At 36.6% G+C, this 21097-nt stretch carries 16 protein-coding genes; 13 read left to right on the forward strand and 3 right to left on the reverse strand.

Annotated features, from left to right (window positions below; all coding sequences use genetic code 11):
• Nucleotides 1-18: 18 nt before the first annotated feature.
• The 8 genes from DRF65_RS05975 to DRF65_RS06010 all read left to right on the forward strand — a co-directional run bounded on the left by DRF65_RS05975 (nucleotide 19) and on the right by DRF65_RS06010 (nucleotide 14492).
• Complete coding sequence (locus tag DRF65_RS05975; RefSeq protein WP_115969731.1) at nucleotides 19-2463, forward strand: TonB-dependent receptor plug domain-containing protein; 2445 nt, start codon at nucleotides 19-21, stop codon at nucleotides 2461-2463.
• A 7-nt stretch (nucleotides 2464-2470) separates the two neighbouring features.
• Entirely contained in the window at nucleotides 2471-3769 is a 1299-nt protein-coding gene (locus tag DRF65_RS05980) for an APC family permease (RefSeq protein ID WP_115969733.1), read from the forward strand.
• A 147-nt stretch (nucleotides 3770-3916) separates the two neighbouring features.
• The gene (prfA, locus tag DRF65_RS05985) at nucleotides 3917-5002 is read left to right on the forward strand and encodes a peptide chain release factor 1 (RefSeq protein WP_115969735.1); all 1086 of its coding nucleotides are present in this window, start codon (nucleotides 3917-3919) and stop codon (nucleotides 5000-5002) included.
• A gap of 82 nt (nucleotides 5003-5084) precedes the next feature.
• Complete coding sequence (locus DRF65_RS05990; protein WP_115969737.1) at nucleotides 5085-5750, forward strand: hypothetical protein; 666 nt, start codon at nucleotides 5085-5087, stop codon at nucleotides 5748-5750.
• Nucleotides 5751-5856: 106 nt separating this feature from the next.
• Nucleotides 5857-7959, forward strand: coding sequence for a prolyl oligopeptidase family serine peptidase (locus tag DRF65_RS05995; RefSeq protein WP_115969739.1), 2103 nt, complete (start codon nucleotides 5857-5859; stop codon nucleotides 7957-7959).
• Nucleotides 7960-8097: 138 nt separating this feature from the next.
• Nucleotides 8098-11094: a reprolysin-like metallopeptidase gene (locus DRF65_RS06000; protein ID WP_115969741.1), complete on the forward strand. Its 2997-nt coding sequence runs from the start codon at nucleotides 8098-8100 to the stop codon at nucleotides 11092-11094.
• A gap of 246 nt (nucleotides 11095-11340) precedes the next feature.
• On the forward strand, nucleotides 11341-13461 hold the full coding sequence (scpA, locus tag DRF65_RS06005) for a methylmalonyl-CoA mutase (RefSeq protein WP_115969743.1): 2121 nt from the start codon (nucleotides 11341-11343) through the stop codon (nucleotides 13459-13461).
• 44 nt (nucleotides 13462-13505) lie between these two features.
• Nucleotides 13506-14492 carry a M28 family peptidase gene (locus DRF65_RS06010; RefSeq protein ID WP_115970021.1) on the forward strand — a complete coding sequence of 329 codons (987 nt, stop codon included), beginning with the start codon at nucleotides 13506-13508 and terminating at the stop codon, nucleotides 14490-14492.
• Between the two features lie 40 nt (nucleotides 14493-14532).
• Here DRF65_RS06010 and DRF65_RS06015 read toward each other — a convergent pair whose 3' ends face one another.
• Together DRF65_RS06015 and DRF65_RS28255 are read right to left on the reverse strand one after the other, a co-directional pair.
• A complete protein-coding gene (locus DRF65_RS06015) occupies nucleotides 14533-15375 on the reverse strand; it encodes a hypothetical protein (RefSeq protein ID WP_115969745.1) in 843 nt (280 codons plus the stop codon).
• A gap of 146 nt (nucleotides 15376-15521) precedes the next feature.
• Nucleotides 15522-15737 carry a hypothetical protein gene (locus tag DRF65_RS28255; protein WP_123947288.1) on the reverse strand — a complete coding sequence of 72 codons (216 nt, stop codon included), beginning with the start codon at nucleotides 15735-15737 and terminating at the stop codon, nucleotides 15522-15524.
• A gap of 81 nt (nucleotides 15738-15818) precedes the next feature.
• Between DRF65_RS28255 and DRF65_RS06020 the strand changes: the two genes are divergently transcribed.
• The 5 genes from DRF65_RS06020 (at nucleotide 15819) to DRF65_RS06040 (ending at nucleotide 19936) form a co-directional block, all read left to right on the forward strand.
• Complete coding sequence (locus tag DRF65_RS06020) at nucleotides 15819-16571, forward strand: hypothetical protein (protein WP_115969747.1); 753 nt, start codon at nucleotides 15819-15821, stop codon at nucleotides 16569-16571.
• A gap of 10 nt (nucleotides 16572-16581) precedes the next feature.
• A complete protein-coding gene (locus DRF65_RS06025; protein ID WP_115970022.1) occupies nucleotides 16582-17973 on the forward strand; it encodes an RtcB family protein in 1392 nt (463 codons plus the stop codon).
• 223 nt (nucleotides 17974-18196) lie between these two features.
• Nucleotides 18197-18742, forward strand: a complete 546-nt coding sequence (locus DRF65_RS06030; protein ID WP_115969749.1) for a nucleotidyltransferase domain-containing protein — start codon at nucleotides 18197-18199, stop codon at nucleotides 18740-18742.
• Between the two features lie 2 nt (nucleotides 18743-18744).
• Complete coding sequence (gene prfH / locus DRF65_RS06035; protein WP_115969751.1) at nucleotides 18745-19443, forward strand: peptide chain release factor H; 699 nt, start codon at nucleotides 18745-18747, stop codon at nucleotides 19441-19443.
• Complete coding sequence (locus DRF65_RS06040; RefSeq protein ID WP_115969753.1) at nucleotides 19430-19936, forward strand: tetratricopeptide repeat protein; 507 nt, start codon at nucleotides 19430-19432, stop codon at nucleotides 19934-19936. The genes prfH and DRF65_RS06040 overlap by 14 nt, the downstream gene beginning before the upstream one ends.
• Nucleotides 19937-20131: 195 nt before the next feature.
• Here DRF65_RS06040 and DRF65_RS06045 read toward each other — a convergent pair whose 3' ends face one another.
• Entirely contained in the window at nucleotides 20132-21010 is an 879-nt protein-coding gene (locus DRF65_RS06045; protein ID WP_115969755.1) for a DMT family transporter, read from the reverse strand.
• Between the last annotated feature and the right edge of the window lie 87 nt (nucleotides 21011-21097).

A 21097-nucleotide genomic window follows, 5' to 3' on the forward strand; every position in this document is an offset into this window, starting at 1 on the left:
TAATTGGCAAGAATAAAGATGAAAAAATTAAGCACCGCTGTATTACTGATAGGGACAATTTTGGTCGCTGCCCAGGAGCAGGAGGAAAAAGGAAAACAAATCGAAGACATTATTATCGTCGGAAACCGTAACGTCAAAAGAACAAAGCTGGAGACACCTGTTCCTGTAGATGTGATCAATATTGATAAAATTCAGAAATCATCTCCACAAATGACGGCTCAGGATCTCCTGAATTATGTGATCCCTTCATTTAATTCTGTGAGACAATCCGCCTCTGATGGGACGGAACATATTGATCCGGTAACATTAAGAGGTATGGGGCCGGATCAGGTTTTAGTATTGCTTAATGGGAAAAGAAGGCATACAACTTCCCTTGTCAATTATCAGAATACAGTAGGGAACGGATCTGTAGGAACGGATTTAAGTACCATTCCTGTCATTGCCATTGAAAAAATTGAAGTGTTAAGAGATGGTGCTGCAGCACAATATGGTTCTGATGCCATCGCAGGAGTAATTAATATTATTTTAAAAAAGAATGCAGGGGCTTGTGCAAGCTTAACCTATGGATTAAGTGGAAGAAATGATGGGGATACTTACCAGGCGGGAGTGAATTATGGAACTTCTTTGGGTAAAAATGATGGGTTTATCAATCTTTCATTGCAGCTAAGTCACAGAGGAAAAACCACGAGAACCCAAAATCATGATCTTGATATTTACGGGAATAATTTTGCCTATGAATTTGCAGATAATCCGGATGTTGCAAGACAAAATGATGATGATGAGATCAGAAAAAGAGGATTGACAAGAGATGACTTTAATTTCCAGATCGGAGACGCACAAATCAGACAGGGGCAATTGTTTTTCAATTCAGAATATCCTTTGAATGATAACTTTAAATTCTATTCCTTTGGTGGTTTCAGTATTAAAGAAGGAAAAGGATATGGCTTCAGAAGGCTTCCGAATGAAAGTTTTAATATTGTGAAAGAAATCTACCCCAACGGTTTTCAGGCAGTCCTGAATTCTCAGATTTATGATATTTCTTATGCTGTGGGTGCTAAATATAATGTCAACAGCTGGCTGATTGATCTGAGTAATACATTCGGAAGCAATACATTCAATTACAACGTTGGCAATACCAATAATGCTTCTCTGGGAATAAAATCTCCCACCCGTTTTTACGCAGGGGCACACAGTTTTCTGCAAAATACCGTTAATCTTGACGTTTCAAAGAAGATAAAGAACTTCAATATTGCCTTTGGGGGAGAATTCAGGTTTGAGCAGTATCAGATCAAAGCGGGAGATGAAGCTTCCTATACCCAATATGATGAGAACGGAAATGTTGCCACAAAAGATTCTAAAGTGATCGGAGCAGGAGGTTCACAATCTTTTATTGGTTTTTCACCAGATAATGCCTTGAAAAAAGACAGGCACTCAACAGCAGTATATGCTGATATTTCCTATGATTTGGATAAAAAACTGAATATTGATGCTGCTGCAAGGTTTGAAAACTATTCAGACTTCGGAAATACCCTGAATGGAAAGTTAGCAGTAAGATACGAGTTTGTGAAAAACTATGCGGTGCGGGCGGCAGTAGGAACAGGGTTTAGAGCTCCGTCACTTCAGCAGCAGTATTTTAATAATTCTTATGCCGATATCTCCACTTCAGGCGATGGTATTGTAAGAAAAGGGATTTTTAATAATGAAAGCATCGCTGCACAGGTTCTGGGATTTGATAAATTAAAACAGGAAACATCAGTAAACGGAAGTGTGGGATTCACCTTAAAACCTGCTAAAGGGCTTTTCATTACGGTAGACGGATATATCATTAAAGTTAAAGACCGAATAGTAATTACCAGTAACATTACAGACTCCAGATTATCTGATATTTCAGTGGTAGGAGAAGGAAATGCGGTAAAAAGCGGCAGGTTCTTTGCGAACGCAGTTGATACCGAAACGAAAGGAGTAGATGTAGTTGTTTCCTATGACTGGAAACTTGGTGGCGGAAGCTTAAATATCAATCTTGCCGGAAATTATACAGAGACAAAAATTACAGACTTTCACTTTCCTGATAAATTAGAAACTCCTCAGAATGAATTCTTTGGTCCGGATCAGATTAATATTATTGAAACCTTATCACCCAAGACAAAAGCTTCATTAGGACTTACCTATGGAATCGGAAAGTTCAATTTTCTCGTAAGAAATACCTACTTTGGTAAAGTAATAAGAGATGGCTTCCCTTTCGGAATCGTTCAGGAGTTTTCTCCAAAAGCGGTTACAGATGTGAGTGTGGGATATGATATCACAAAAAATATCAACCTTACTGTAGGTGCGAATAACGTATTTGATGTCTTCCCCGATCTTCAGACCTATAAAAATTCATACTATGGAGTATTCAAATATGCGCCAGTTCAGATGGGAACGCTGGGGAGTTATTTCTTCGGAAGGCTTAATTTTAATTTTTAATAAGTAAATGAGTACTGCTTCACATCAGATCGGCTGGAAAACAGCTGCTGCCATTGTCGTTTCTAATATGATAGGAACCGGGATTTTTACTACCCTGGGCTTTCAGTTATCCGATATTACCAATACCTACAGTATTTTTCTGTTATGGGCAATCGGAGGTGTTCTGGCTTTATTCGGGGCTTTCTGTTATGCGGAATTAGGATCTCATTTTAAAGGAAACGGTGGCGACTTTATTTATCTTAAAGAAACCTATCATCCTTTATTCGGGTATCTGATAAGCTGGATTTCCCTGATAATAGGATTTTCTTCACCTGTTGCGCTGGCAGCACTGGCCATGTCAAAATATCTTTCCGTATTTGATTATTCCTTTGGAAATGGCTTTGCTATTGGTGCTATATTTTTGGTTGCTATCACTTTGTCCTTTAGCTTAAAAACTTCAAGCAGGTTTCACAATTTTTTCACATTGATCAAGATAGCTTTTATCATTGTGCTTGTGATTCTGGGTATTGGGTTATCAGAATCTCCTCAGACCGGTAACAGTCTTAACTTTAGTGAAAGCTGGCAGAATGAAATTATGCTTCCCGCCTTTGCAACCTCAATGGTTTTCGTTACCTATTCCTATACCGGATGGAACTCGGCATCCTATATTGCCGGGGAAATAAAAGATGTCCAGAAGAATCTTCCCAAATCACTGATTATAGGAACTGTCTTTGTCACAGTAAGTTATATTCTTGTCAATTATATTATGCTGAAACATGCTCCGGTAAATCAATTGGCAGGTAAGGAGGATGTAATGGGAGAAGTTGCCGTGAATATGCTTGGGCTTTCCTTTGGTAAAATCGTCAATATTTTTATCGCATTACAGCTGATTGCAACTATTAGTGGATATTTATGGGTAGGATCAAGGCTTACGCAGGCTTTTGCAAAAGAAACCCGTATCTGGAAACCTCTTTCAGTAGGGAATAAAAAAGGAATTCCGGTAAGGGCCATCTTTGCCCATGCAGTGATTGCTACGATCATTATCTTAACCGGGAGTTTCAAAGAAATTTTCGTTTATACTGCTTTTATCCTTCAATTATTTGCAAGTTTGGCGATTTCAACGGTGTACTTTCTTAAAAAGAAAGATAGAAAGATATTTAAATCCAATACCTTTTATATTTTTCCTACCGTTTTTCTTCTATTCAGTTTCTATATCCTTTATTTTACATTTATTCATAACCCTAAAGAAAGTTTAATAGGGCTGGGAATTATTGCAGTAGGACTTATTTTATACTGGATAGACAGAAGACTTTCCAAAGGAATTTAAAGGAATATTGAAAACATACAGAAGCTGATAGACCCATTTGTAAATGTATCTTTTTACCGTTTTGTTCCCTTGATCCCTAATGCTCAAAAATTTATACTTTAATTTTGAATTTTTAATTCTTATCTTTGCACCCACAAAAATTCGACAATGTCTAAATCATTAATTCCAAAATTAGAAGCTATAAAACAAAGATATAATGAGGTTGCAGACCTTATTATACAGCCTGATGTCATTTCAGACCAAAAAAGATATTCTTCTTTGAACAAAGAATACAGTGATTTGGGGAAAATTGTAAGAGTTTACGATCAGTATAAAGGTGCTTTAGACAGCATTGAAGAATCTGACGAAATTATTGCGGATGGCTCAGACAGAGATCTTGTAGATCTTGCCAAAGAAGAAAAGCTGGAAGCTCAGTCCAAAATTCCTGGGTTAGAAGAAGAACTTAAAGTTCTGTTGATCCCTAAAGACCCTGCAGATGACAAAAACGTTATCGTTGAATTACGTGCCGGAACTGGTGGTGACGAAGCAGCAATCTTTGTGGAAGATGTTTACAGGATGTATACCATGTATTTCAAAACAAAAGGATGGAGACATGAAGTGACAGATTCCAATGAAGCAGCAAAAGGATACAAGGAATTGATCATGAAAGTGGAAGGAGAAGGTGTGTACGGAATCATGAAATTTGAATCAGGAGTTCACCGTGTACAGCGTGTACCGGAAACAGAATCCCAGGGTAGAGTTCACACTTCTGCAATTACTATAGCCGTTTTACCGGAAGCAGAAGAAGTAGACTTCGAGCTGAATCCTGCAGATATTGAAATGCAGACATCCCGTTCAGGAGGAGCCGGAGGTCAGAACGTAAACAAAGTTGAAACGAAAGTACAGCTGACTCACAAGCCTTCAGGAATGGTAGTGGTTTGTCAACAGGCTCGTTCTCAGCTGGCTAACCGTGAGTTGGCAATGGAAATGCTAAGAACCAAACTATACGATATTGAACTTCAAAAAGTACAGGGAGATATTGCAGCACAACGTAAATCTATGGTTTCTACAGGTGACCGTTCTGCAAAGATCAAAACGTACAACTATCCACAGGGAAGAGTAACAGATCACAGAATCAACAAGTCTATGTATAATCTGGATGCCTACATGAATGGAGATATTTCTGAAATGATTGATGCCGTAATTATGGCAGAGAATGCGGAAAAAATGAAAGGAGAAGAAGAAAACTATTAAAAGTTTCAAAAAATAAAACGAAGCCTCTGATTTTTTCAGGGGCTTTTCTTTTAAACATGACAATGAATTCAAAATATAAACTATGAAAAATTACAAAATTATTTTTTTACTGTTGCTTACCATGATGGGGCAGAACCTTATAGCACAGACAGAAGTAAAGAAGCCAAAAGAAGTATTTGAACTTTTCTTTGGATCTTTTTTGAATAATGATGAAGCCACACGTCTTAAACTGAATGATTATCTGAGACCTACCGTTGAAGGAAAAGACGCTTTTGATATCAACTTTAAAGAAAATGCAGAAGACATGGTAAAGACAAGTGCAGAGAGTTTTCTGTCTGTATTTCCAAAAGCAGCCGCTTCAGCCTGTCAGAAAGAAGCTGAAGATTATTTCAAAGTCTTATTTACCAATTTCAGGAATGCTAAACTTACCATTAAGAGTATTAATGTTGTTCAGAATGAATATATAGAAGATCAGAAAATTGCTGAGGTGAAGTATACTGTAAGTTTTAAGATACCTGCCACTCCAACACCGGAACCAAAGGTAGAACCTAAAAAAATAAAAGCTGATGATCTGAAAAAATATATACTTCAAATGACTCAGAATTTTAGCAATGCTGATAAAACAATCACTACAGATCAGGAATTTAGTTTATATGAACTGAAGGAAGGCGATAAAATCTATTACTGGAATGGAAGTCCGGATCAAATTGTAACGAATCTTACTGATTTCTATTTTGATAGCCTATAGTCAGTGTTAAACTGATTAATAACTCATTAAATAAGTAAAAGTCTCGCGAAAACGGGACTTTTTTTATTTCACATACTTTATGTATTTTTGGTAAAAACTGTTCAGTATGAATTTTAAACCTATGTTATTAACGGCTGGAGTTCTGTTTTCAGCATCTTTTTACTCTCAAACAATGAATTATCCAAAAGCATTAAAGGGTGCTCAAACCGATACTTATTTTGGAACCGCAGTTTCTGATCCGTACAGAGATCTGGAAAATGATTCTGATGCCACTAAAAAATGGGTAGATGAAGAAGTGGCTTACAGCCAGAATTATCTTTCAAAAATTCCATTCAGAGATAAAATTAAGAACCAACTGAAAGAAATCTGGAATTATGAGAAAATTTCAGCCCCTTTCAAAGAAGGAGATTACACCTATTATTCTAAAAACGATGGTTTACAGGCTCAGTCTGTTTTATACAGAACCAACAATAAAACCAAAGCTACAGAAGTATTCTTAGATCCGAATAAATTCTCAGAAAAAGGAACCACTTCATTGTCTAACCTTTCTTTTAACAAAAAAGGAACTCTTGCTGCTTATTCTATTTCTGAAGGTGGAAGTGACTGGAATAAGATCATCATCATCGATGCAGTTACCAAAAAGCAGATCGATGAGACCTTGGTGGATGTGAAATTCAGTGGAATTGCATGGCAGAATGATGAAGGTTTCTATTATTCAAGTTATGACAAACCGAAGGAAGGAACCGTACTTTCCGGAATGACAGATAAGCATAAAGTGTATTTTCACAAGCTTGGAACAAAGCAGTCTGAAGATAAACTGATCTTTGGAGGAGAGAAAACACCAAGAAGATATTTGGGAGCCAGTGTTTCAGATGATCAGAGATATTTAATCATTTCAGCTGCCAATGCAACCAACGGAAATGAGTTATTTATCAAAGATTTGAAAAAAGGAGGAGACTTTGTACAGATTAATAAAGGATTTGATATCAATGCTCGTATTGTAGATACTCAGGGAGATGAGCTTTTTATTTCGACAGATAAAGATGCTCCGAATATGCGTCTTGTAAAAACTACAATCAGCAACCCGGCTCCGGAAACATGGAAAGATGTTATTCCACAAACAGAAAATGTATTGGGGATATCTTCAGGGGGCGGATACTTCTTCGCAACTTATATGGTTGATGCTATTGATCAGGTAAAACAGTATGATAAAACCGGAAAATTAATCAGAGAAATTACACTTCCAGGGAAAGGGAATATATCAGGTTTTGGAGGAAAAGAAAAAGAGAAAGACATTTATTACTCTTTCAGCAACTATATTACACCAGGAACTACTTATAAATTCAATGTAGATTCAGGTAAATCCGAAGTATACCAAAAACCGAACGTGAAGTTCAACCCGGATGATTATGTTTCTGAACAGGTATTCTATACTTCTAAAGACGGAACTAAAGTTCCGATGATGATCAATTATAAAAAAGGAACTAAGCTTGATGGTAAAAACCCTACTATTTTATACTCTTACGGAGGATTTAATATCAGTTTACAGCCATCTTTCTCAGTAGTGAATGCTATCTGGATGGAAAATGGTGGAATCTATGCTGTTCCAAACATCCGTGGAGGAGGGGAATATGGTAAAAAGTGGCATGACGCAGGAACAAAGATGCAGAAAAAAAACGTTTTTGAAGACTTTATTGCTGCAGGAGAATATCTACAGAGTAAAGGCTATACGTCAAAAGAATATATGGCACTTTCCGGAAGATCAAACGGAGGTCTATTGGTAGGTGCAACCATGACTTTACGTCCTGATCTGGCAAGAGTAGCATTTCCTGGAGTTGGAGTATTGGATATGTTAAGATATAACAAATTTACAGCTGGAGCCGGATGGTCTTATGACTATGGAACTGCGGAAGACAGCAAAGAAATGTTTAATTATCTGAAATCATATTCTCCGGTACACAATGTAAAGGCAAAAACATGTTATCCATCCACAATGATCATTACCAGTGACCATGATGACAGAGTAGTTCCGGCGCACTCTTTCAAATTTGGTGCTGAGCTTCAGGAAAAACAGGCTTGTAAGAACCCTATTCTGTTACGTATTGAGAAGAATGCAGGACACGGTGCCGGAAGATCAACAGATCAGGTAATTGGTGAAAATGCAGATCTGATATCATTTGCTTTATATGAGATGGGAATAAAGAAATAATTTTTAAAAAGTAAAATATTTAATGTAACGGCTGATTTTATTGAAAATTAGCCGTTTTTTTAGATGTTATTCTGATTATAATTACTATTTTTATCGCGGATATTTAAAGTTTATTAATCTTGGATTAATTAAGTAATTATGAAAAAAAGAATTTTACTGGTTTGTGTATTGGCAGCAGGACTGTCTAGCTTTAATGCACAGAGGTGGACGCCAGCCTCACAAAAAACGTCTGAAGTAAGAAAAGAAGTGGAAGTTCAGTATTCTTATAGATTGGATTTACAGTCTCTTAGAAATACTTTAAAAGATGCTGTAGAAAGAGGAAGAGGCGCTCAGGCTGTAGTGGTATCTTTACCTACAGCAGAAGGGAAAATTGAGAAATTTGCAGTATATAGTGATCCTATTGTAGAGAAATCTATGGCAGATAGATATCAGTTGGGTTCGTATGTAGGTGTTGGGGTAGATGATCCTGGAAAATATGTAAGATTCAGCACTGCACCAACTCAGATGCAATCTATGATTATTAAAGATGGTAAATTCCAATTTATAGAGCCTATTACTGCAGATAAGCAAGTATATGGGGTGTTTTATAAGACAAAGAGAACAGAAGGAGAGCATGGTTTTGAATGTACGACAGAAGAGAAGAATTTTAAAGATATAAAAGCTTTAGAACTTAATGGAAAAAATAGTCTTTCTAATGTAGGAATTACAAGCAGACCATCTAGTACAACTTTCAGAACTTATAGGTTAGCTCTTTCAACAACAGGTGAATATACTAAAAAGTTTGATCCAACAGGAGGAATTACAAACACTGTTATTCAGATGCATGCTACTATGGATCGTGTAAATGGTGTTTTCCAGAAAGATTTTGGAGTTAAACTTATTATGTTGGATTTACCGGGTATTATTTTTACAGATCCTACTTCAGATCCTTATACAGGTAATTTGAATCTACAACTTCAGCAAACACTAACTACACAAGTTGGGGATATTAATTATGATATCGGGCACGTATTCAATGCAGCAGGAGGTAATGGTAATGCAGGAGGAATAGGAGTAATGTGTACTAATCCGGCAACACCAACTTCATTAGGAAAAGGGGCTGCCTTTACTCAAAATACAAACCCTGTGGGGGATTCATTTGATATTGATTATGTTGCCCATGAAATGGGACACCAATTGGGAGGTAACCATACTTTTTCCAATAAATCAGAAGGATATGGAGCCAACGTAGAGCCTGGAGGAGGAACTACTATTATGGGATATGCAGGAATTACCAGTGATAATGTTGCAATGGCTTCAGATGCATATTTTCATTATAAATCAATCGATCAGATCCTGACAAGTCTGGATGGAAAGTCAGATTGTGGGACTTCAGAAACAATTAATAATAATACTCCACCTGTAATAGGAGGACTTACTTCTTATACAGTACCTAAAGGAACAGCTTATTATCTTGATGCATCAGCTACGGACGCAGAAGGAGATGCATTTACTTATACCTGGGAGCAGAATGATAGTGTAGATGATGCAGCTTCTATCTCTGGAGACAGTGGATGGGGATATAATCCGCAAGGGGCATTGACAAGATCTTATTTTGGTACTTCAAGCGGAAGAAGATATTTCCCTAGTTTGCCAATTGTAATGTCTGGTAATCTTACGAATAAAACAATATGGGAAACAGTATCTTATATTCCAAGAACTGTAAACTATGCTGTTACGGTAAGAGATCAAAATGCTATGAGACCTATGGTGTCTTCTAAGGAAATTGCAACTGTAATCGGAAATGACGGCCCATTCAAATTTAATGGTCTTACTGCGTCTTCGATATTGTATAAAAATGCTAATAATGTTATTCAGTGGGAGGTTGCTAATACAAATATAGCTCCTTATAACTCACCGAATGTAAAAATTGAATATACAACAGATCTTGTGAATGGAGCAACATGGACTGAACTTGTTGCCTCTACTCCGAATAACGGAAGCTATACTGTGCAGATGCCAAGTACAATTACAACTCCAATTAAGTTGAGAGTATCAGCTATTGGAAATGTATTCTATGCAGTATCTCCTGCTATTACTGTGGCCGATGCTCCTGCTTCTACAACTGTTGCTCCAACGGGTGTTTCAGTAATAGATACAGAAGTATTTAAAACTACAGCTAGAGTATCTTGGAATAGTGTACCTGGTGCTACTTATTCAATCAATTATAGAAAAGGTGCTACTACAAACTGGTCAAACATGTTAAGTCAGACAAATAATGTTGTATTGACAGGTTTAGAGGATGAAACAAATTACGAAGTACAGGTTGCAGCTGTTGTAAACACTGTTCCTGGTGCATTCTCTAATAATTATGCATTTAAAACTAAGGGACTTACAACAGGGGTTGATTATTGTATATTAAATTCAGGAATTCCTGATTTTGGTATGGTGTATCAGGTGTCCTTGAATGGTACAGCAATTCATACGGATGGTTCATACAGAGCCTATAAAGATGTGAGTGATAACCCTGCTAAGACAATTAACCTAGTGAAGGGAACTACTTATAGTTTAGATGCTAGAGCAGTAGTCTCCAGTGCTTATTCTCAAATGGCAGGAAGACAATTAAGAATTAATGCCTGGATAGATTATAATAGAAATGGATTGTTTGAAGATACGGAAAGAATTTTTGGATTAGGATCAAATAATGCTCAAGTAAATGCAGCAGTTGGAGGAGCTATAAACTTTACAGTACCAGCTACAGCTTATTCAGGTGATAAAACATTAAGAATGAGAGTTGTTGGGAAGTATGGTAATACAGACCTGTCGAACCCGTGTGTTGAAATCCCTACAGGAGCTGGAGGTGTTATGGATCTTCCTGTTAAGATTAGTGCAGGAAGTCTTGCTACAGACGAAGTAAGAGGAACAAAAGCTTCATCAGAAATTTCTATCTATCCTAATCCTGCAGATACTTTCGTAGAAGTGAAAAACCTTAAAGGTAAAGCAGATTACAAAATCTACTCTGCGGATGGAAGATTAGTTCAGGAAGGTCAGATTGACGGACAAAGAATTAATGTTGCATCATTAATCAAAGGAATGTATGTTGTTACAATCAAAAATGATCAAAACACTTACAATACTAAGCTTATTAAAAAATAGTAGTATTAAATAACTATAATGTAAAAACCCCGGATGAATTTCATCCGGGGTTTTATTTATTAATATGGAATTGATTATTATATTGAAAATATGATTTAGAGATTCATTACTCATCTTTTGATAAAGTTTTTAAACAGAAATTAATGCAGGAAGATTGTAATTTAAAACTCACGTAATCATAAGATTATCAATACTTATTTATTATTCTAAAAATGCTTAAATTTAGCATCTAATAAATCCGTAAGTATGAGAAGAGAAGTTCAAAATAAAACTCCTCAATTTAATATAACTGAAAAAATAACTGAAATCTATCCTTTTGAAAAAGATGGGTTACAGTTGAAATCTTCCTATACAAAAGAAGATATTAAAAATGAATCTTTAACGGAAACCTCTCCGGGAATTGCCCCTTATTTAAGAGGACCATATTCTACAATGTATGTTCAGAAACCTTGGACAATCCGTCAGTATGCAGGGTTCTCCACAGCTGAAGAATCCAATGCTTTTTACAGAAGAAATCTTGCAGCAGGACAAAAAGGGCTATCTGTAGCTTTTGACCTTGCTACACACAGAGGCTATGATTCAGATCATTCAAGAGTTGTCGGGGATGTTGGAAAAGCAGGAGTTGCGATTGACTCTGTGGAAGATATGAAGATCCTGTTTAATGAAATTCCGTTAGATGAAATCTCGGTTTCCATGACAATGAATGGGGCCGTACTTCCAATTCTGTCTTTCTATATTGTCGCAGCAGAAGAGCAGGGCGTTTCTCAGAATTTACTTTCAGGAACCATTCAGAATGATATTTTGAAAGAGTTCATGGTAAGAAATACTTACATTTATCCACCCGCTCCTTCAATGAAGATCATTGCAGACATTTTTGAATACACTTCTCAAAATATTCCGAAATTCAATTCAATTTCAATTTCCGGATATCATATGCAGGAAGCAGGAGCCACTCCGGTATTGGAAATGGCTTATACACTGGCAGACGGTCTGGAATATGTAAGGACAGGAATAAAAGCAGGAATGAAAGTAGATGATTTTGCCCCCCGTTTATCATTCTTCTGGGCAATCGGGATGAATCACTTCATGGAAATTGCTAAAATGCGTGCCGCAAGATATATCTGGGCTAATCTTTTACAACAGTTTAATCCTCAGAATCCAAAATCTTTAGCATTAAGAACCCATTCCCAGACTTCAGGATGGTCATTAACAGAGCAGGAACCTTTCAATAATATCACCAGAACCGCCATTGAAGCATTGTCTTCAGCATTAGGAGGAACACAATCGCTGCACACCAATGCATTGGATGAAGCTATTGCCCTTCCTACCGACTATTCAGCTAAAATTGCAAGAAATACACAGATCATTCTGCAGCAGGAAAGCGGAATTTGTGATGTGGTAGATCCAATGGGAGGAAGCAATCTTGTAGAAAGTCTTACCCAGCAGATGATTGAAGAAGCGATGAGGTATATTGATGAGGTAGAACAGGAAGGGGGAATGACCAAAGCCATTGAAGCAGGAATTCCAAAAATGAGAATTGAAGAAGCTGCCGCTAAAAAGCAGGCTAAGATTGACAGTGGTGAAGAATTTATCATTGGAGTCAACTCATTCAAGTCATCATTAAAACAAGACGCAATAGAAATTCTTGATATTGATAATACTGAAGTTCGCAGAAAACAAATTGAACGATTAAACAGCATTAAAGCAGAAAGAAGTTCTGAAGCGGTTACAGAAATCCTGAATGAGATCCGTGAAAGTGCAAAAACCGGAAAAGGAAACCTTCTGGCACTTTGTATAGAAGCGGCAAGAAGAAGAGTAACGCTTGGTGAAATGAGCGATGCCATGGAAGAAACCTTTGGAAGATATAAAGCAAACATTAAAACAATTTCTGGAGTATACGCGATGAATGCCGGTAAAAACGAATACTTTGAAAAAGCCCTTAATCTGACTCAAAAGTTTGAAGAGGAAGAAGGACGTCGTCCAAGAATCATGGTGGCTAAAATGGGTCAGGATGGGCACGACAGAGGCGCAAAAGTAGTAGCAACAGCATTTGCTGATATGGGATTTGATGTCGATGTAGCCCCATTATTCCAAACACCGGAAGAAGTAGCCAAACAGGCAGTAGAAAACGATATTCACATTCTTGGAGTATCTTCATTAGCTGCAGGGCACAAAACATTAGTGCCTCAGGTAGTAGGAGAATTAAAAAAGCTGGGGGCAGATGATATTACCATCGTAGTAGGCGGAGTTATCCCACAACAGGATTATGAATTCCTTTATGCTAACGGAGCAGATTTCATTTTCGGCCCAGGAACTAATCTTCCAAAATGCGCTGTAGAAATTTTAGAGAGATTTTTAGAAAACTAATCCTAAAAAGCTTTAATTTTCATCAGGAAATTAAAAGCACATCTATGGGTTTTAAAAATATACTGAAGCCTACGAAGAAAAAACTGATTTTCTTTGTAGGCTTTCTCTTTATAGCTATTGTATTATTCGTCTCAGGAGAAAAAAAAGATCGAACTGTACAAACTTCTCCTGTTCCTGCAGATAGCACGCAGGTTAAGAAACATTTGGTGGCACTTACCCAGACTCCACAGTTCCGGAATCATAAAAATGTAGATCAGCTGAATGCCATTGCGGACTATATTCATAAAACCTTCAAAACATACAGTGACAGCACAGGATTTCAGGAATATAAAGTAGACGGACAGTCGTATAAAAATGTAATCGGTTCATTTGGAACTGAAAACAGTAAAAGAATTATTATAGGAGCCCATTATGACGTTTGCGGAGATCAGCAGGGAGCAGATGATAATGCCACAGGAGTGACTGCTCTTTTGGAATTGGCAAGAATGCTTAAAGGACAAAAGCTTAATTATCGGATAGATCTGGTTGCTTATACCTTAGAAGAACCGCCTTATTTCAGAACAGAAAATATGGGTAGCTACATCCATGCAAAATATTTAAAAGATAATCATATCGATGTCTATGGAATGGCAAGTGTAGAAATGATCGGCTATTTTAAAGATGAAAAAGGATCTCAGAGTTTTCCTGTAGGTATCCTTTCCTGGATTTATGGTGATAAAGGAGATTTTATTACTTTGGTGAAAAAGTTCAGCGGAGCAGGACCATTTGTTGGAAACTTTATAGATCAATTTAAAGACACCAATCAGATAAAAACAGAAACATTTCCAGCACCGGGATTTGTACACGGAGTCGACTTTTCAGATCATTTAAACTATTGGGAATTTGATTTTCCTGCCCTTATGATTACTGATACTTCCTTCTTTAGAAACAAAAATTATCACAAATCTACAGACACTTTGGAAACGTTGGATATCCAAAGGATGACAAAAGTTATTGATGCTATTTTTCTAAGCATTATTCACCTCAAGTGAAAAAATAAAGGCTGTTTCAACTTCAGAAACAGCCTTTATTTTATTTTTTCTGAACGATTTTACCATCGTCCATAATCTGATAATGAGTTTTAGTTATCTTTTGACTATTTCCATCAATCTTATGATCTGTTGTCACAGTGATTTCTCCTGCTTTATTGATTTCATAGCTGCTGAACTCCTCCTTCTTATCATCTTTTCCGGGGTCAAACCAAATACCTTCCACATAGGCCTCACCAACGATGCTGTTATTCACCACAGTAAGAAGATAATATCGGTAATCAAAATCTCCGCAATCCATCGGAACAAGAATCAGTTCAACATCCTTGTATCGAGCTAAAGGAAAATATCGGAATGCTGGCTCCCCACAGCTGTACCTCTCTGAACCTTCCACCGCAAAATCTGTTTCGATAAACTTTACATCTACCTGAGGAAGACTTTCAATAGGTAAGCTATAAAGACCTTGCTTCAACAAAGATTCCATTGCGGCAGGCTCATTTTTGCTTTTTCTCCATTGCTCAATAGAAATATATTCTCCGGATACGGGTTCTAAAATAGTTAAAATGTTACATTGAGTACTTGAAGCCTGAAAAATATGATATGTTTCAAAGCGATCCGGTCCATTATACCCTGCAGAAATAGAATAATCCCAGCCATTCTTAACTTTTGTACTGTCTACAAGAAAGCCGATATGACCTTTTCCTTTAGTCTCTGATTCTAGAAACTTCGCCTGATCTTTCATCTCTTCCAAATCCAGAATTTTTTCCATGAAATGAGGAGAAAAACAACCTTTCTCCACTACTTTTACCTCTTCTTTTTTTACAGCTTCCTCTTTCTTACAACCTATGAAAAGTAATGGAAGTAAGGCCAATAAAAATCTATGCATAAAACTCTTTTTTCACAAAAATAAGATTTAAATAATTGATGATTAAAAAAATAATTCTATATTTGCATCTGAAAATCAAGTTTAACCAATTAAAAACAACGAAGCAATGTTCAGAACTAATCAGAATTCTACAGTTGGATTACCCCTTATGGTGGTAAGGCTTCGCGGTTTGGTACATTCTTAGAATAATAGTACAATACAATATCAAAACCCGAAGTCGTAGAGATTTCGGGTTTTTTATTGCGCAATATTTCAAAACTCACATTCAGTTTCCCCGAAATCTTTTTAAGTGTTATTAAGAACAGAATAGGATGAGGTTTTACCCTCAAATGATAGCTGTTCATCATTATTAATTCATTCAACTAGTGTTTTAGTTGATTAAGAAAATAGATTAAGAGCAGGTTCAATATTTTGGATTTTGTATCTGATATCTTGTGTCTTACATGGAAAATGATAACCTTCTGTCTTACCGGCTGAGAAGCCTGAGAAGCAGAAAAAGAACAATAAAAAAAGATGTAGAAAAGCAGATAAGAAGAAAGTATCAACGTAGTAATAAACTTTGTGATATCAAAAGAAATATCCCATGGATTCCTTTAGACGAACCTTATCAGAGAGGATTTGTAAGATTCTTTGCCGTTAGGGAAGATGTAATGAGATCCAAAGATGGGGATTTCTTTGAAGGAATTTTGAAGAAGATCAATACCTATATGTATTCCGAAAGCCGCCAGTTTCTGAAGAAAAAGAAAAAATCCGGACGGAGAATATATGTTGAAAGAGCACAGAAGCTCAAGAATATCTCTTCCTGTTCATGGACTGATCCAAAGTTGGGGCTCACTTCAAGAGAAAGAGAGTATTTCCTGAAGCAGGAAGAATACTGTCCTTTCCGGAAGACTTATGTGCCTTACTACGAATTCAAGGAACCCTGGAGATTTACCTTACGTACAAGACCCAATATGATTACCCACTATAAGCCTGTAGACTTTCAACTGGAAAAGGAAATAGCAGAGCTGAAGTCTTATTTGGGACAGCATAAAATTACTGGAATTGTTAACAAAACAATTTATGGTAGGGTGTTTTCATGGGATACGAAAACAGAAGATACTGATCTTATTAAAAACAGGAAATATATTACCTGTACAATGTCTGCAACAGAGATTGCAGAAAGCTTTCTGGACGATGTGTCCACAATTATTTAAAACAAAAACAATGGGAAATTTAAAACTAAAAGGAAAAGATATATTAAAACTGGGCTATCCAAACAATCAAAGCGTAAACGTAGCCCTGGAAGTAATGAAGAGAAATTTTGCAACTAAAAATATCCATTATGTAAAATCTCTTTTAAAGGAAATCCTGATCCATCCGGAGAATTTTGAAAAAGATTTAACCTTCGGACAGATTGCAGAAACCCTGCTATCATCTAAAAAAACAGAAAAAAGGATGTTGAATTCACAACGTGCAGCCTTTGAGATCTTCGGGAATAATATTTCAGAAGAAGCAAAAAATCAGTTGTACACCGCATTGAAGCTGCCGGTTTCTGTTCAGGGTGCACTAATGCCTGATGCTCATAGCGGTTATGGCCTTCCGATCGGTGGAGTTTTAGCCGTAGAAAATGCTGTAATTCCTTACGGAGTAGGAATGGACATCGGTTGCAGAATGAGCCTCAGTATTTTGGATACACCCGTTTCATATCTGAACGGAGCAAGGGATAAATATGAAAAAGCCCTTGCAGAACATACAAAATTCGGAATGTATGAGACTCATAAATCTCATACAGATCACGAAATCTTCGATAGAGATACATTTGATCTGATTCCTGTTTTAAGAAGGTTAAAAGGAAAAGCCATCAAACAGATGGGATCTTCAGGAGGTGGGAACCACTTTGTAGAATTCGGAGAAGTGGAAATCACTGAAGAAGATGAACAAATCGGGTTGCCAAAAGGAAAATACCTTGGAATCCTTTCGCATAGTGGCTCAAGAGGAATGGGAGCTGAAATTGCTCAATATTATTCAAGAGTAGCAGTAGAACAATGTCCGTTGCCTAAAGAAGCACAGCAATTTGCATGGCTCGATTTAAGCACACACCTTGGTCTGGAATACTGGACTGCAATGAACCTTGCAGGAGATTACGCTTCAGCCTGTCACGATGATATTCACAGAAGACTGGTAAAAGCGGTAGGCGGAAGAGTGAAAGCCCGAATTGAAAACCATCACAATTTCGCATGGAAGGAAATCCATAACGGAAAAGAAGTAATCGTTCACAGAAAAGGAGCTACTCCGGCCAATGAAAACGAACTGGGAATGATACCGGGATCCATGACTGCTAAAGGATTTATCGTCCGCGGAAAAGGAAATCCTGATTCATTGAATTCAGCTTCACATGGTGCAGGCAGAGCTCATTCAAGAGGAGAATGCAGAAATCTTTTCACCCAGAATGACATCAAAAAAGAGTTAAAGCTTAAAGATGTTACGCTGATGGGCGGAAATACAGAAGAAGCACCCATGGCTTATAAAAACATTCATGAAGTAATGAATGCACAAAGTGAATTGGTAGACATTCTGGGAACATTCCAACCGAGAATTGTGAGAATGGATAGATAATCAGTTAAATATTCAGGAGCTTAATCCCGCTTTCCGCACTCGCTATTTTTCTTTTACAAAAGAAAAATGAGCTCAGACAATTGCTGCAATCGGGGCTAGTAATAAAGTTCCGTCATTCTGATACAGACTGAGAACAGTTGATAAACGAAGTGAAGAATCTTACAAAATAACAGAGATTCTTCCTTCGTCAGAATGACAAAGAAAAACTACAAATAACAATACAATGGGAGCACCTCATAATATAAAAAGATATGGAGAAGTCTGGCCGGAATTCAGAATCCGCTTGGGCCTTGAAATATTGGAAAAACTAAAAAATAAAATCATCATATCCGGTGGATGGGCATGGCACTTTATGTCTGAAAATGGACATACAGAATATAAACATGCTCATGATCACAAAGATATTGATGTCTTTGTACGGAAAGAAAACGTTGCTGAAGTAGTGATCATTCTTCAGCAGGAAGGGTTTCAAAAAGTTTGGACCCGCTACGATCATCTTCCTAGTGAAGAAAACTTCAGACGATATGAAAAAACAGTAGAATTGGAAAATGAAAAGTATCACAGGATTACGATCGATTTTTTTGAAAGAAATGATCTTAAAACCGTTGAAGTTAGTGGTTTTACAGTAGTGAAGCCAGATCTTTTGCTTTCATTCTACAGAAATATTCATTCCAGTGATAAATGCTGGGCAGTAATGGCTGCAAAAGATTTATTACAAAAGGGAATAGATCCTGTTGGACATCCCTTATTAAGCAAAATGCCAAAATAACAATGGAAAAATTAATACAGATCACTTCCGGAAGAGGTCCTTTAGAATGCCAATGGGTCGTATCTAAAGTATTAAAGACCTTCTTAGAAGAAGTAAAAGAAAATAATATAGACTACGAAATTATTCATCGCGAGAACGGAGATGTAAATATGACTGTAAAATCTGCAACTGTACTTTTAAAAGGAAAGAACATCAAAGAATTTTTGAAAATATGGCTTGGAAGCATATGTTGGGAAGGGAAAAGTACATTCAGAAAGCTGCATAAGAGGAGTAAATGGTTTATCGGGATCTTCGAAATAGAAAATCTGGAAACAGTTAATTTCAATGAAAAGGATATCAGATTTCAGACCACCAGAAGCCAGGGGAGCGGAGGACAGAACGTTAATAAGGTGAGTACAGCTGTCCGTGCCACCCACATTCCAACCAATGAATCCGTATTTGTACAAGATACACGGTCACAGTTGAATAATAAAAAGCTATCCATTATCAGATTAAAAGAAAAAGTAATGGAAAGTTATAGGGATCAATTGGAAAATAGAATGAAGGAAACCTGGAATCAGCATCTTCAGGTAGAACGCGGAAATCCGGTCCGTACATTTTCCGGAACAGATTTTAAGAGTAATTATCAGGATAAATCTTATAAAAAACAAAGGAATAGCCTTAAACACAAATTAAAAAATTACAGCAATGACCTTAACTAAAAATAAATACTATTTTGAAGCCCTGGACTACTTTCCATACAATATGGCCGAGTGTCTGGATGCCCTGAACTATGCTCTTTCTTATGAACCTGAAGATGCGGACAGCCTCTGCCTGATGGGAAGAGTATATTCAGAGGTTTTGAAAGACTATGAAACAGGAAAAAGATATTTTGAAGAAGCCATGCAAAGCAATATTGGAAATGTAAACACTCCTAAATATTATATTGAATGCCTCCTAAGTAATGAAGACTATGAAGAAGCAGAAAAACTAATTGAATTTGCTTACAAAATGAAAGGAATAGATAAAGCTGAAATTCTGAATGGTAAATCTCTCTTACTGGAAAGAAAAGGAGAATATAAACAAGCTATAGAACAACTTAAAGAGGCGAAAAAATTCTGCTTTTGCAGAAGTTCACTTGACATATTGGAGGATAGAGAGAAATTGGTTCAGAACAAAATGCCTAAAACAAGGTCAAGGAAAAAAACGGAGTAATCATGCCTAATAAGATCTATAGTGCATCTCCAACAGGGAGATAAAACTCAGGTCGAGAAGCTTATTGTTAAATAATTGTAAAAAATATTTAAAAACTAAAAAAGTTAAGGTAACTTAAAAAAGAGAGATCTTTGAAGGTCTCTCTTTTTAATGGTTTTGAATATATGAAATTGTGTTTTTTAAAAATAAATGCAGTTATTCATAGGAAGCTACAGGCTTGGTGGGTATTTGTTTGGCTCGGTATACTCCAGCTAATATTATGATGATTCCCAATATTTCTTTAATAGTTAATGTTTCTGAAAACAGGAAGTATGCATAAATTGCAGCGAAGACAGGCTGGCTCAGGATAATAACAGAAGAAAGCAGAATACTAATTTTTCCCAGACAATAGCTTAGTAATCCTTGTCCTAATATTTGAGAACATAAAGCAAGACCAAGCAGTATTCCTACTTCTCTAAAGGTCTGAGGATACATAATTCCTTCAGATACACCTGCTGTAAGGAACAATATAGGAATTGACCCAAGCCCGCTGATAAACATAATGGAAGCCGCATCCACTTTTAATCTTACCTTGTAAACACTTAATAAGAACAATCCGTAAAAAACTGATGCCAGAAAAGCGAGCAGATCTCCTTTATAACCGCTACTACTGGAAAGGCTAAATTTTCCCCACATCAACACAACGATCCCTATAACAGATATACTCAGACCTATCAGAAAATTTTTCCCAGGCTTTTCTTTAAAGAGAAAATAAGATAAAGGAACTGTAGTGAAAGGGACCAAATTTACAAAAAGGTTGGCATTCGCTACAGAGGTGAGCTGAAAGGAGGTGTTCCAAAGAATAAGGTCTATAGCAAGAAACACTCCACTGAACAAAATAATGATCCAGGATTTTCTGTCAATAGCTTGTATTTTTTTATATACAAAAGGAAATAAAAAGATTAAGGAAAACAGAATTCTGTACAAAGCAGTGTTGATAGGAGACAGACTGCTCAGCTTCACAAAAATTCCGCCAGTAGCAAGACTCATGACGGCTAAAAAAGCCAAAAGTATATTGATATTCGATTTCATCATATGTTTTTTTGTGTTACAAATCTCTATATTTGTTGAAAACAAATTACTTTTGTAACTAAAGATTTTAATCAAAAAACTTTCATTTCT

The organism is Chryseobacterium pennae (assembly GCF_003385515.1).
In the GTDB taxonomy this organism is placed as follows: Bacteria; Bacteroidota; Bacteroidia; order Flavobacteriales; family Weeksellaceae; genus Chryseobacterium; species Chryseobacterium pennae.